The following is a 10,962-nucleotide window of genomic DNA, read 5'->3' on the forward strand; positions in this document are numbered from 1 at the left end:
TCCCGCAGTATAGGTGGCTTTGTCACACTCATATCCACCTCGCCAAGACCCTGAAACATTTACCCGGAGTGACATATGATAATTAAGCGACAACTTCTTATTCTGCTATGCGGCATGCTGAGCCTTGCGTGCGCCCAGGCAGACACACCCAGTGCGACCGAGCAACCGCATATGACGACTTTCCAATACCCGCACGGCGCACGTAATGCGGTTAGTCTGACCTTTGATGATGCCAGAGAGAGTCAACTCGACGCGGGTATCCCCATTCTTGAACAACACGGGATCAAAGCGACTTTTTACGTGATGCCAGAACCAGTAGGGGCACGCCTTAAGGACTGGCGTAAGGTGGTGAAAATGGGTCATGAGCTGGGCAATCACACGTTGTCTCATTTGTGCACCGGTAACTTCGACTGGCTGAGAGCACAGAATAAGGGGCTGGAGCAGGTTAATCTTGCCTGGTTGGAGCAGGACATTCTGACCACCAATCAGTATCTGAAAACCCAACTGGGTGTTGAGCCTAAGAGCTTTGCCTATCCATGTGGCAATACCTTTGTTGGCCGGGGCGCACTGGTAAAAAGTTACGTCCCGTTGATTGCCCGGCATTTTGAGACTGGCCGCACCTGGCTGGATGAAACCGCAAACAATCCGGCTTATACCGATTTCGCTCAGCTCACCGGCATAAAAATGGACGGATTGACCTTTGAGGAGCTAAAAGCAACCCTCGAAGGGCTGCGGGAAGACAACAAATGGATCATCCTGGCAGGGCACGAGGTGGGCAAAAAAGGCCTTTACAGTGTCGATGCCAGGGTGCTGTCACAATTAATTCAATATTTAAATACGCCTGAAAACGGTTACTGGGTGGATACCGTCGAACAAGTCGCCAGTTACATAAAAATGCACCGTAAGGAACCCGAGTAGTCTGTTTTTTGTTCACAGATAAGAGGTTATGCAGATTGCCTTTGCAATCGTTTTGCATAATTAGTTTGGTAGTGTGACTTGTGAAGATTTGGTTTGTCCCCATATCCCTGTTTTACAGCAAGTTCGGCACAGCTGCGTACTCAAATTAATTAAAAATTGAACTATCTTTAGTGCTGCTTTGCTGTTACAATTGCCCGCCCTTGAAGCACGACACGTTCGTAATTTGAGTGGAAATTAATCTAAATGCTTGGGTTTTAAACAAAATCTAGGCGTGTTGTAATTACACCGGAGCTCATCAAGATGATCCAAATGCAAACTCAGCTGGACGTTGCTGATAACAGCGGCGCTCGCAAAGTGCAGTGTATTAAAGTCTTAGGTGGTTCGCACCGTCGCTACGCAGCGGTTGGCGACATCATTAAAGTTTCTGTTAAAGAAGCGATTCCTCGCGGTAAAGTGAAGAAAGGTGATGTTAAAAACGCAGTAGTTGTGCGCACCAAAAAAGGCGTTCGTCGTCCAGACGGTTCTTTGATCCGTTTCGACAGTAATGCTGCTGTTATCCTTAACGATAGCCTACAGCCGATCGGAACTCGTATCTTCGGCCCTGTGACTCGTGAACTACGTAACGAAAAGTTCATGAAGATCGTTTCACTAGCACCAGAAGTACTATAAGGAGTCGATCATGGCAGCAAAAATCCGTCGTGATGACGAAGTAATCGTACTAGCCGGTAAAGACAAAGGTAAGCGCGGTAAAGTGCTTTCACTTGTAACTGAAACTGGTCGAGTATTTGTCGAAGGCATCAATATCATCAAAAAGCACCAGAAGCCTGTACCACAACTACAGCAAGCTGGCGGCATTGTTGAGAAAGAAGCGTCTATCGACGTATCTAATGTCGCGATCTTTAATGCCGAAACTGGCAAAGCAGATCGTGTAGGTTTTAGATTTGAAGACGGTAAAAAAGTCCGTTTCTTCAAGTCTACTGGTAAAACTATCTAATAGTTGGAGTAGACGATGGCGAAACTGCATGAAGTGTACAAAGACAAAGTAGTAAAAGAACTTTTCGAAAAGTTCGGTTACAGCTCTGTCATGCAAGTCCCTCAGATCGAAAAGATCACACTAAACATGGGTGTGGGCGAAGCCCTAGCTGACAAGAAAATTCTAGAGAATGCAGTAGCAGACCTGGAAGCTATCTCTGGTCAGAAGCCTCTGGTAACTAAAGCACGCAAATCTGTTGCTGGCTTTAAGATCCGTGAAGGTTACCCAATTGGCTGTAAAGTAACCCTACGCGGCGAGCGTATGTGGGATTTCCTAGAGCGTCTAGTCTCTATCGCGATGCCACGTATTCGTGACTTCCGCGGTGTTAGCGCAAAGTCTTTCGACGGTCGCGGTAACTATTCTATGGGCGTACGTGAGCAAATCATCTTCCCAGAAATCGATTATGATAAAGTCGACCGTGTTCGCGGTATGGACATCACAATCACTACTTCTGCGAAAACAGATGACGAAGGCCGTGCGTTGTTAGAAGCGTTCAACTTCCCATTCAAAAAGTAAGGGTAGGGTTATGGCAAAGAATTCAATGAAAGCACGTGACGTAAAACGTGCTAAATTAGTTGCTCAGTATGCTGAAAAGCGTGCTGCGTTAAAAGCTATCATCAGCGATGTTAACGCATCTGATGATGAGCGTTGGGATGCAGTGTTAAAGCTACAGTCTTTACCACGCGATTCTAGCCCTTCACGTCAACGTAATCGTTGTAACATCACGGGCCGCCCACATGGTTACCTTCGCAAGTTCGGCATGAGCCGTATCAAAGTTCGCGAAGCTGCTATGCGCGGTGAAATTCCTGGCCTTAAAAAGGCTAGTTGGTAATAGAATCACGGGAGTAAGACATGAGCTTGCAAGATCCAATTGCGGATTTGTTTACACGCATCCGTAACGGTCAGACTGCGAAGAAGGTATCTGTAACTATGCCAACTTCAAAGCTGAAAGTAGCTATTGCTAAGGTACTAAAAGACGAAGGTTACATCGGTGACTTCGCAGTATCTGGTGACGTTAAAGCAGAATTGACTATCGAACTTAAGTACTTCGAAGGCAAAGCTGTTATCGAAAACATCCAGCGTGTTAGCCGCCCTGGTCTACGTATCTATAAGAGACGTGACGAATTACCAAAGGTAATGGGTGGTCTAGGTATCGCTATCGTATCAACTTCTAAAGGCCTGATGACAGACCGCGCTGCGCGTAACGCTGGTGTTGGTGGTGAAATCATTGGCTTTGTAGCTTAATCGGAGGGGAACTATGTCTCGTATAGCGAAGGCTCCTATTACTGTTCCTGCCGGTGTTGAAGTTACAGTTAACGGCCAGGACATCAAAGTTAAAGGCAAAAACGGTGAATTAACGCGCACTATCAATGCAGCGGTTGAAGTTTCACTTAACGACAACGTTATCACTACAACTCCACGTGAAGTTGCTAACGCTTGGGCTCAAGCGGGTACTGCACGTGCGTTGATCAATAACATGATCATCGGTGCTAACGAAGGTTTTGAGAAGAAACTACAACTAGTAGGTGTTGGTTACCGTGCAGCAGTTAAGGGTAAAGTATTAGACTTGACTCTTGGCTTCTCTCACCCAGTGAACTTCGAGATCCCAGCGGGTATCACTATCGAAGCTCCAAGCCAAACTGAAATTGTTGTTAAGGGCGCAGACAAGCAGCTGGTTGGTCAAACTGCTGCGAACATTCGTTCATACCGTGAGCCAGAGCCTTATAAAGGTAAAGGTGTACGTTATGCTGACGAATACGTGCGTCGTAAAGAGGCTAAGAAGAAGTAAGGTAAGACGATGGATAAGAAAACAGCTCGTCTACGTCGTGCTAAGCGCACTCGTAGAAATATTATCGAACAGGGCACAACTCGCCTTGTTATCCACCGCACGCCACGTCACATTTACGCTCAAGTGATCAACACTGAGGGTAGTGTACTGGCTGCTGCTTCTACTGTTGAAAAAGCAATTGCTGAAACAGTTAAAGGCACAGGCAACATCGAAGCGGCTCAAGCAGTTGGTAAAGCAATCGCTGAGCGCGTAGCTGACAAAGGCGTTGAAAAAATCGCTTTTGATCGCAGTGGCTTTAAATATCACGGCCGTGTGAAGGCGCTTGCTGATGCAGCGCGTGAAGCCGGTCTGCAATTCTAGGAGTAGACAATGGCTAACGTAGAAGCAAAAGCACAACAGCCTGAATTGGCTGAAAAGCTAATCGCGGTAAACCGTGTGTCTAAAGTAGTTAAAGGTGGTCGTATCTTTAGCTTCACAGCACTGACTGTAGTTGGTGACGGCGCAGGTAAAGTAGGTTTCGGTTACGGTAAAGCACGTGAAGTTCCAGCTGCTATTCAAAAAGCAATGGAAAAAGCACGTCGTAACATGATCTCAGTAGACCTTAACGGTCATACTTTGCAGCACCCTATCAAGGGTCGCCATGCTGGTTCTAAAGTATACATGCAGCCTGCATCAGAAGGTACAGGTATCATCGCCGGTGGTGCGATGCGTGCAGTACTAGAAGTTGCTGGTGTACAGAACGTACTTTCAAAAGCATACGGTTCTACTAACCCGATCAACATCGTTCGTGCAACAGTTTCAGCTCTAGAGAACATGAATTCTCCAGAGGGTATTGCTGCTAAACGTGGTCTTAGCGTTGACGAAATTTTGGGGTAAGACACCATGGCAAACACAGTAAAAGTAACTCAAGTACGTAGCTCAATCGGTCGTTTACCGAAGCATAAAGCTACATTACGTGGCCTTGGTTTACGTCGTATCAACCACACTGTTGAGCTAGAAGATACGCCAGCAGTTCGCGGTATGATCAACCAAGTTTCTTACATGGTTAAGGTAGAGGGTTAATTCGATGCATTTGAATACACTTTCACCTGCTGCTGGTGCAAAGACAGCTGGTAAGCGTGTTGGCCGTGGTATCGGTTCTGGTCTTGGTAAGACTGGTGGTCGTGGTCACAAAGGTCAAAAATCACGCTCAGGCGGTAAAGTACGCGTTGGTTTCGAAGGCGGTCAAATGCCTATGCAACGTCGTCTGCCTAAGTTCGGTTTCACTTCTCGCAAATCTCTAGTATCTGCTGAAGTAAACCTGTACGAAATCGCTAAAGTTGAAGGCGATACGGTAGACGTAAGCGCGTTACAAGCAGCTGGTATTGTTAAAAAGAACATCCAGTTCGTAAAAGTTGTTAAATCTGGCGAAGTTTCACGCGCAGTTACCGTTAAAGGCATTAAAGTGTCTAAAGGTGCTCGCGAAGCTATCGAAGCTGCCGGAGGCAAGGTAGAAGACTAAGGAAGTACACTATGGCTAAACCAGGTCAAGATATGCAAAGCGCACAGAGTGGGCTAGCGGAACTGAAGCGCCGACTACTGTTTGTATTGGGTGCTATCATTATTTACCGTTTAGGTTCGTTCGTGCCGATCCCTGGGATTGATGCCGCCGTACTTGCCGAATTCTTCGAGCAACAAAAGGGCACCATTGTTGAAATGTTCAACATGTTCAGCGGTGGTGCGCTTGAGCGTGCCTCGGTACTCGCGCTGGGTATTATGCCCTATATCTCAGCTTCAATTATTATGCAGCTATTAACGCACATACATCCTGCGATGATAGAGCTTAAGAAAGAAGGTGAGCAAGGTCGTAAGAAGATCAGTCAGTACACGCGTTATGGTACGCTTGTGCTTGCTACATTCCAGTCTATCGGTATTGCTACTAACCTTCCTAATATGATGGATGGGTTGGTCGTAAATCCTGGTTTCGGTTTCTACTTCACCGCTGTGGTGAGTTTAGTAACCGGTACTATGTTCCTGATGTGGCTGGGCGAACAAATCACAGAGCGTGGTATTGGTAACGGTATCTCTGTTCTGATATTTGTTGGTATTGTAGCTAACCTGCCGTCTGCAATCGGTTCGACAGCAGAAATGGCGCGTCAAGGTGATCTGAACGTATTAGCTTTGGTTGTAATTTCGGTAATCGTATTCGCCGTTACTTATTTGGTAGTGTTCTTTGAGCGTGGTCAACGTCGTATCGTTGTTAACTACGCAAAACGTCAGCAAGGTCGTCAGGTCTTCGCAGCGCAGAGCACGCATTTACCATTGAAAGTTAACATGGCGGGTGTTATTCCACCAATCTTTGCTAGCAGCATCATTTTGTTCCCTGGTACAATTGCAAGCTGGTTCGGTCAAGGTGAAGGTCCAGTTGCTGACTTCTTACAAGCTGTCTCTGCAGTGTTGACTCCTGGTCAACCTCTGTACGCGATGGTACTTGCAGCAGCGATTATCTTCTTCTGCTTCTTCTACACTGCGTTGGTATTTAACCCGCGTGAGACAGCAGACAACCTGAAGAAATCTGGCGCATTTATTCCAGGCATTCGCCCAGGTGAGCAGACATCTAAATACATTGATAAAGTAATGACACGCCTGACTTTGGCCGGTGCGTTGTATATTACCTTTATCTGTCTGGTGCCCGAGTTTATGACCATGGCGTGGCAAACGCCGTTCTACTTCGGCGGTACATCAATTTTGATTATCGTTGTGGTTATCATGGACTTTATGGCACAAGTACAGACCCATCTGATGTCTCATCAGTATGATTCTGTGCTGAAAAAAGCGAACCTTAAAGGCTACGGCCGCTAAGGTCTGTTTACGGAGTTGAGTAATGAAAGTACGTGCTTCCGTTAAGAAAATCTGCCGTAACTGTAAAGTTATCAAACGTGCCGGTGTGGTACGCGTGATCTGCAGTGAGCCTAAGCACAAGCAAAGGCAAGGCTAAGAAATCTAGTCGTGCAGGCTAAGTAGTTTACTTAGCCTGTTTCATTGGTAAAACCTGAATGTCGGTTGGGTATCCTATACGGGCTTTCCAGCAAGATGATAATCAGGTTTATTTATAGGAGATATGTTAGTGGCCCGTATCGCAGGCATTAACGTTCCTGATCATAAGCATGCTGTTATCGGTTTAACAAGCATCTATGGTGTAGGTAAAACTCGCGCTAAGGCTATCTTAGCTGCGACAGGTATCGCTGAAACTACTAAAATCGGCGATTTAAACGACGAAACTCTTGACATCCTTCGTGAAGAAGTTGGCAAGTACACTGTTGAAGGTGATCTTCGTCGTGAAGTTACACTAAACATCAAGCGTCTTATGGACCTTGGTTGTTTCCGTGGCTTACGTCACCGTCGTTCGCTTCCACTACGTGGTCAGCGTACTAAGACTAACGCGCGTACTCGTAAGGGTCCTCGCAAGCCTATCAAGAAATAAGGTGGGGTAAGTTATGGCAAAAGCACCAATTCGTCGTAAAAAGGTCAAAAAGCAGGTTGTTGACGGCATGGCTCACGTTCATGCATCTTTCAACAACACGATTGTGACCATCACTGACCGTCAAGGCAATGCTCTTTCTTGGGCGACTGCAGGTGGTTCAGGTTTCCGTGGTTCTCGTAAGTCTACTCCTTTCGCTGCACAGGTTGCTGCAGAGCGTGCAGGTACTGCTGCTCAAGAGTACGGTCTTAAGAACCTAGAAGTATTCATCAAAGGTCCAGGTCCAGGCCGTGAGTCTGCTGTTCGTGCATTGAATGCTGCTGGTTTCCGTATCACAAACATCACTGACGTGACGCCAATCCCACATAATGGTTGTCGTCCACCGAAGAAACGTCGCGTATAATTAATAGGTTAGGAGAAAGAACATGGCAAGATATTTGGGCCCTAAGCTCAAGCTGAGTCGTCGTGAAGGTACTGACCTGTTCCTTAAAAGCGGCGTAAGAGCAATTGACTCTAAGTGTAAACTAGAAACAGCACCTGGTCAGCACGGCGCACGTAAAGGTCGTCTATCTGACTACGGTCTACAGCTACGTGAAAAGCAAAAAGTTCGTCGTATCTACGGTGTACTTGAAAAGCAATTCCGTAACTACTACAAAGAAGCTGCTCGCCTTAAAGGCAACACAGGTGAAAACCTGCTTCAGCTTCTAGAGCAACGTCTAGACAATGTTGTATATCGCATGGGTTTTGCAAGCACACGTGCTGAAGCACGTCAGCTAGTAAGCCACAAAGCGATTATGGTTAATGGTCGTGTTGTTAATATTCCTTCTTTCGTAGTTACTCCAGAAGACGTGGTAGTAATTCGCGAGAAGTCTAAAAAGCAAGCGCGTATCATCGCTGCTCTAGAGTTGGCTGAGCAACGCGAAAAGCCAACTTGGGTTGAAGTTGACGGTTCAAAAATGGAAGGTACTTTCAAGCGCCTACCAGAGCGTTCTGATCTGTCTGCGGACATTAACGAACAACTAATCGTCGAACTTTACTCGAAGTAAAGTTAAGAGTTAAGAGAGGATAAAATGCAGGGTTCTGTAACCGAATTCCTAAAACCAAGATTAGTCGATATCGACGCTGTAAGCTCAACGCGTTCTAAAGTAGTTTTAGAGCCTCTAGAGCGTGGTTTCGGCCACACACTAGGCAATGCTCTACGTCGTATACTTCTTTCATCTATGCCTGGTTGTGCTGTGACAGAAGTTGAAATTGACGGTGTATTGCACGAGTACAGCGCGAAAGAAGGCGTACAAGAAGACATCATTGAAATTCTGTTGAACCTGAAAGGTCTGGCAGTATCTCTAGAAGGTAAAGATGAAGTTTTCCTTACCCTGACTAAGTCTGGTGTAGGCCCTGTGACTGCGGCTGATATCCAGCACGACGGAGACGTGACTATTGCCAACCCTGAGCATGTGATCTGTCACCTTACGGCTGACAATAGTGAGATCAGTATGCGCATTCGCGTTGAGCGTGGTCGCGGTTATGTACCGGCGTCTAGTCGTTTATCCTCTGATGACGATGAGCGCCCAATCGGTCGTTTGCTGCTTGATGCATCATTCAGTCCGGTTGAGCGTATTGCGTACTCGGTTGAGTCAGCTCGTGTTGAGCAACGCACAGACTTAGACAAACTAATCATCGATATGGAAACGAACGGCACTTTGGATCCTGAAGAAGCGATCCGTCGTGCATCTACTATTCTTGCTGAGCAATTAGAAGCATTCGTAGATTTACGTGATGTTTCTGAGCCGGAAGAAAAAGAAGAGAAGCCAGAGTTCGATCCTATTCTGCTTCGTCCAGTCGATGACTTAGAGCTAACTGTACGTTCTGCGAACTGTCTGAAAGCCGAGCAAATTCAATATATCGGTGACTTAGTACAGCGTACTGAAGTTGAGCTTCTGAAAACACCAAACCTTGGTAAGAAGTCTCTGACTGAAATTAAAGACGTGCTAGCTTCACGTGGTCTTTCTCTGGGCATGCGCCTGGAAAACTGGCCACCTGCAAGTCTGGCTGAGTAATCTAAGTTACTATATTAGTTTAGTTAGAAGGATAGGGTCATGCGCCATCGTAAGAGTGGTCGTCAATTAAACCGTAACAGCAGCCATCGCAAAGCGATGTTCAGCAACATGGCTGGTTCTTTGGTGAAGCACGAAATCATCAAAACAACTTTGCCTAAAGCGAAAGAGTTGCGCCGTGTAATTGAGCCTTTAATCACACTGGCTAAGACTGACAGCGTAGCAAACCGTCGTTTAGCGTTTGCTCGCACGCGTGATAAAGAAGTAGTTGGTAAATTGTTCTCTGAGATCGGTCCTCGTTTCGCGGATCGTCCAGGTGGTTACACTCGTATTCTGAAGTGTGGCTTCCGTGCAGGTGACAACGCGCCAATGGCTTACATTGAACTACTAGATCGCCCAGTTGCGACTGAAGAAGTTCAAGAAGACGCGCAGTCTGCAGAGTAAGTCTTACTAGTTAAGACACAGAAAAGCCGGGCAATGCCCGGCTTTTCTACGTTTGGTGAAAAGTATTCCACCAGACTTATCCAGAGGCTTAGAAGTTCCAGTGAAATAAAATACCAACGTGATTCGCATCAATCTTGTTGGCACGTGCAAGTTCGTTTGCAACAGAATAGTGGCCGACCTTTGAGACTTCATATTCGACTACGCTGTATCTTAATTCTAGGCTGGCACTCCAATTTTCGAATGTGTACATACCTGACACGATGAACTTACCCGCATTGTCAAATTCAATATCATTGCCGAAGTCATTTTCTAGCTCAACCGATGAATCTATGCCTACACCGAGCCCGAGTTTGATTTGTTCATTTGCTTTATAGTAAGGGATAGCTTCCCATGCAAAACGACTAAATGTGAGATCGCCATTTTCTGCGTCTGCAGAATCAAGATGAATAGATGCATTCAGGCGAATATCGAACGTCTGGCTAAGTGCATAGTTGAATCCGCCACCAAGAATTAATCCAGATCCTGCTTTTACGCTGTTGTCACTATCATCTTCGTACACCAATGTCCCTAGTGTGTCACCACCGAAGGTATAACCAGCGGTTGCTGAGAAGGATAGTGGGTTTGTGATGTCTTCTGATGCAAAAGTGGTTGTAGAGAGCGCAGCTAATACAGCCAAACTGAACTTTTTCATGACTTTCCTATTTTAATCAAATAATTCGGCGGGAATTCTCTATAAAAAGAGTGAGCTTGTACAGAAAATGAGGAAATATACATAAGTAAAGGTGTATAAATGAGCGTCTTGCCTTATTTTTGTCCGAACGCGCTGTTTTTCGCACTTTTCTTCAAAAAAGGGGTTGCGCTGGGTTTCGATTTCCCTATAATGCGCATCCACCGACACGGGGCACAACGCTGAAAAGCAACGAGCCAGCGAGTTGGGAGTCAAATAAAACTTGGTTCTGAAATTTTTCAAAATTAAGTGTTGACATAAAATGGGAAGTGATTAGAATGCACAACCCTCAGCGATAACAAGTTATCGCACTGTTCTTTAAAAATATGAAGCAATCATCTGTGTGGGCACTCGTACAGATTGAGTTCTAACAGCGAATTTCAGTTTACTGAATGACGCACAAAAATTTAGAGTCTCAACTGAACTGAGTGACTATAGCAGTCAATTCGATTTCTCTTTATTTATAGAGAGTAATCAAAATCAGAATTCATTGAGCATGGTTTGAAGTTTACTTCAAACAAAAAACTTTTAATTGAA

19 protein-coding genes are annotated in these 10,962 nt (G+C 45.7%); 18 read left to right on the plus strand and 1 reads right to left on the minus strand.

The window, feature by feature from the left end; genetic code table 11:
• Nucleotides 1–75 precede the first annotated feature (75 nt).
• The 18 genes from PRUB_RS18335 to rplQ all read left to right on the plus strand — a co-directional run bounded on the left by PRUB_RS18335 (nucleotide 76) and on the right by rplQ (nucleotide 9,698).
• Nucleotides 76–918 (plus strand): polysaccharide deacetylase family protein, encoded by an 843-nt coding sequence (locus PRUB_RS18335; RefSeq protein WP_010386948.1) that lies wholly within the window; start codon nucleotides 76–78, stop codon nucleotides 916–918.
• A gap of 300 nt (nucleotides 919–1,218) precedes the next feature.
• Nucleotides 1,219–1,587 (plus strand): 50S ribosomal protein L14, encoded by a 369-nt coding sequence (rplN, locus tag PRUB_RS18340; RefSeq protein WP_010386947.1) that lies wholly within the window; start codon nucleotides 1,219–1,221, stop codon nucleotides 1,585–1,587.
• Nucleotides 1,588–1,597: 10 nt separating this feature from the next.
• Nucleotides 1,598–1,912 (plus strand): 50S ribosomal protein L24, encoded by a 315-nt coding sequence (gene rplX, locus PRUB_RS18345; protein ID WP_010386946.1) that lies wholly within the window; start codon nucleotides 1,598–1,600, stop codon nucleotides 1,910–1,912.
• Between the two features lie 15 nt (nucleotides 1,913–1,927).
• Entirely contained in the window at nucleotides 1,928–2,467 is a 540-nt protein-coding gene (rplE, locus tag PRUB_RS18350) for a 50S ribosomal protein L5 (RefSeq protein WP_010386945.1), read from the plus strand.
• Between the two features lie 10 nt (nucleotides 2,468–2,477).
• A complete protein-coding gene (rpsN, locus tag PRUB_RS18355; RefSeq protein ID WP_010386944.1) occupies nucleotides 2,478–2,783 on the plus strand; it encodes a 30S ribosomal protein S14 in 306 nt (101 codons plus the stop codon).
• A gap of 20 nt (nucleotides 2,784–2,803) precedes the next feature.
• Nucleotides 2,804–3,196 carry a 30S ribosomal protein S8 gene (gene rpsH, locus PRUB_RS18360; RefSeq protein ID WP_010386943.1) on the plus strand — a complete coding sequence of 131 codons (393 nt, stop codon included), beginning with the start codon at nucleotides 2,804–2,806 and terminating at the stop codon, nucleotides 3,194–3,196.
• A gap of 13 nt (nucleotides 3,197–3,209) precedes the next feature.
• Nucleotides 3,210–3,740, plus strand: coding sequence for a 50S ribosomal protein L6 (gene rplF, locus PRUB_RS18365; RefSeq protein WP_010386942.1), 531 nt, complete (start codon nucleotides 3,210–3,212; stop codon nucleotides 3,738–3,740).
• Nucleotides 3,741–3,749: 9 nt separating this feature from the next.
• Nucleotides 3,750–4,100 (plus strand): 50S ribosomal protein L18, encoded by a 351-nt coding sequence (gene rplR, locus PRUB_RS18370; RefSeq protein WP_010386941.1) that lies wholly within the window; start codon nucleotides 3,750–3,752, stop codon nucleotides 4,098–4,100.
• A 9-nt stretch (nucleotides 4,101–4,109) separates the two neighbouring features.
• The gene (gene rpsE / locus PRUB_RS18375; RefSeq protein ID WP_010386940.1) at nucleotides 4,110–4,616 is read left to right on the plus strand and encodes a 30S ribosomal protein S5; all 507 of its coding nucleotides are present in this window, start codon (nucleotides 4,110–4,112) and stop codon (nucleotides 4,614–4,616) included.
• A 6-nt stretch (nucleotides 4,617–4,622) separates the two neighbouring features.
• The gene (rpmD, locus tag PRUB_RS18380) at nucleotides 4,623–4,802 is read left to right on the plus strand and encodes a 50S ribosomal protein L30 (protein WP_010378276.1); all 180 of its coding nucleotides are present in this window, start codon (nucleotides 4,623–4,625) and stop codon (nucleotides 4,800–4,802) included.
• 4 nt (nucleotides 4,803–4,806) lie between these two features.
• Nucleotides 4,807–5,241 (plus strand): 50S ribosomal protein L15, encoded by a 435-nt coding sequence (gene rplO, locus PRUB_RS18385; protein ID WP_010386938.1) that lies wholly within the window; start codon nucleotides 4,807–4,809, stop codon nucleotides 5,239–5,241.
• 11 nt (nucleotides 5,242–5,252) lie between these two features.
• Complete coding sequence (secY, locus tag PRUB_RS18390; protein WP_010386937.1) at nucleotides 5,253–6,581, plus strand: preprotein translocase subunit SecY; 1,329 nt, start codon at nucleotides 5,253–5,255, stop codon at nucleotides 6,579–6,581.
• Nucleotides 6,582–6,603: 22 nt separating this feature from the next.
• Complete coding sequence (gene rpmJ, locus PRUB_RS18395) at nucleotides 6,604–6,717, plus strand: 50S ribosomal protein L36 (protein WP_002959476.1); 114 nt, start codon at nucleotides 6,604–6,606, stop codon at nucleotides 6,715–6,717.
• Between the two features lie 129 nt (nucleotides 6,718–6,846).
• On the plus strand, nucleotides 6,847–7,203 hold the full coding sequence (rpsM, locus tag PRUB_RS18400) for a 30S ribosomal protein S13 (protein ID WP_010386936.1): 357 nt from the start codon (nucleotides 6,847–6,849) through the stop codon (nucleotides 7,201–7,203).
• A 13-nt stretch (nucleotides 7,204–7,216) separates the two neighbouring features.
• The gene (gene rpsK / locus PRUB_RS18405) at nucleotides 7,217–7,603 is read left to right on the plus strand and encodes a 30S ribosomal protein S11 (RefSeq protein WP_010386935.1); all 387 of its coding nucleotides are present in this window, start codon (nucleotides 7,217–7,219) and stop codon (nucleotides 7,601–7,603) included.
• A 22-nt stretch (nucleotides 7,604–7,625) separates the two neighbouring features.
• Nucleotides 7,626–8,246, plus strand: coding sequence for a 30S ribosomal protein S4 (gene rpsD, locus PRUB_RS18410; protein WP_010386934.1), 621 nt, complete (start codon nucleotides 7,626–7,628; stop codon nucleotides 8,244–8,246).
• Between the two features lie 24 nt (nucleotides 8,247–8,270).
• Nucleotides 8,271–9,257: a DNA-directed RNA polymerase subunit alpha gene (locus PRUB_RS18415; RefSeq protein ID WP_010386933.1), complete on the plus strand. Its 987-nt coding sequence runs from the start codon at nucleotides 8,271–8,273 to the stop codon at nucleotides 9,255–9,257.
• Nucleotides 9,258–9,296: 39 nt separating this feature from the next.
• The gene (gene rplQ, locus PRUB_RS18420) at nucleotides 9,297–9,698 is read left to right on the plus strand and encodes a 50S ribosomal protein L17 (protein WP_010386932.1); all 402 of its coding nucleotides are present in this window, start codon (nucleotides 9,297–9,299) and stop codon (nucleotides 9,696–9,698) included.
• A gap of 88 nt (nucleotides 9,699–9,786) precedes the next feature.
• Here rplQ and PRUB_RS18425 read toward each other — a convergent pair whose 3' ends face one another.
• The gene (locus PRUB_RS18425; RefSeq protein ID WP_010386931.1) at nucleotides 9,787–10,389 is read right to left on the minus strand and encodes a YdgA family protein; all 603 of its coding nucleotides are present in this window, start codon (nucleotides 10,387–10,389) and stop codon (nucleotides 9,787–9,789) included.
• Between the last annotated feature and the right edge of the window lie 573 nt (nucleotides 10,390–10,962).

It is taken from the genome of Pseudoalteromonas rubra (genome assembly GCF_000238295.3).
In the GTDB taxonomy this organism is placed as follows: Bacteria; Pseudomonadota; Gammaproteobacteria; order Enterobacterales; family Alteromonadaceae; genus Pseudoalteromonas; species Pseudoalteromonas rubra.

Excerpts from the sequence above, each read along its gene's own strand:
- rplR (WP_010386941.1), top strand. The coding sequence starts at position 3,750 with ATGGATAAGAAAACAGCTCGTCTACGTCGTGCTAAGCGCACTCGTAGA.
- rpmJ (WP_002959476.1), top strand. The coding sequence starts at position 6,604 with ATGAAAGTACGTGCTTCCGTTAAGAAAATCTGCCGTAACTGTAAAGTT.
- PRUB_RS18335 (WP_010386948.1), top strand. The coding sequence starts at position 76 with ATGATAATTAAGCGACAACTTCTTATTCTGCTATGCGGCATGCTGAGC.
- rplX (WP_010386946.1), top strand. The coding sequence starts at position 1,598 with ATGGCAGCAAAAATCCGTCGTGATGACGAAGTAATCGTACTAGCCGGT.
- rplE (WP_010386945.1), top strand. The coding sequence starts at position 1,928 with ATGGCGAAACTGCATGAAGTGTACAAAGACAAAGTAGTAAAAGAACTT.
- PRUB_RS18425 (WP_010386931.1), bottom strand. The coding sequence starts at position 10,389 with ATGAAAAAGTTCAGTTTGGCTGTATTAGCTGCGCTCTCTACAACCACT.
- PRUB_RS18415 (WP_010386933.1), top strand. The coding sequence starts at position 8,271 with ATGCAGGGTTCTGTAACCGAATTCCTAAAACCAAGATTAGTCGATATC.
- rplQ (WP_010386932.1), top strand. The coding sequence starts at position 9,297 with ATGCGCCATCGTAAGAGTGGTCGTCAATTAAACCGTAACAGCAGCCAT.
- rplF (WP_010386942.1), top strand. The coding sequence starts at position 3,210 with ATGTCTCGTATAGCGAAGGCTCCTATTACTGTTCCTGCCGGTGTTGAA.
- rpsN (WP_010386944.1), top strand. The coding sequence starts at position 2,478 with ATGGCAAAGAATTCAATGAAAGCACGTGACGTAAAACGTGCTAAATTA.
- rplO (WP_010386938.1), top strand. The coding sequence starts at position 4,807 with ATGCATTTGAATACACTTTCACCTGCTGCTGGTGCAAAGACAGCTGGT.
- rpsE (WP_010386940.1), top strand. The coding sequence starts at position 4,110 with ATGGCTAACGTAGAAGCAAAAGCACAACAGCCTGAATTGGCTGAAAAG.
- rpmD (WP_010378276.1), top strand. The coding sequence starts at position 4,623 with ATGGCAAACACAGTAAAAGTAACTCAAGTACGTAGCTCAATCGGTCGT.
- rpsD (WP_010386934.1), top strand. The coding sequence starts at position 7,626 with ATGGCAAGATATTTGGGCCCTAAGCTCAAGCTGAGTCGTCGTGAAGGT.
- secY (WP_010386937.1), top strand. The coding sequence starts at position 5,253 with ATGGCTAAACCAGGTCAAGATATGCAAAGCGCACAGAGTGGGCTAGCG.
- rplN (WP_010386947.1), top strand. The coding sequence starts at position 1,219 with ATGATCCAAATGCAAACTCAGCTGGACGTTGCTGATAACAGCGGCGCT.
- rpsK (WP_010386935.1), top strand. The coding sequence starts at position 7,217 with ATGGCAAAAGCACCAATTCGTCGTAAAAAGGTCAAAAAGCAGGTTGTT.
- rpsH (WP_010386943.1), top strand. The coding sequence starts at position 2,804 with ATGAGCTTGCAAGATCCAATTGCGGATTTGTTTACACGCATCCGTAAC.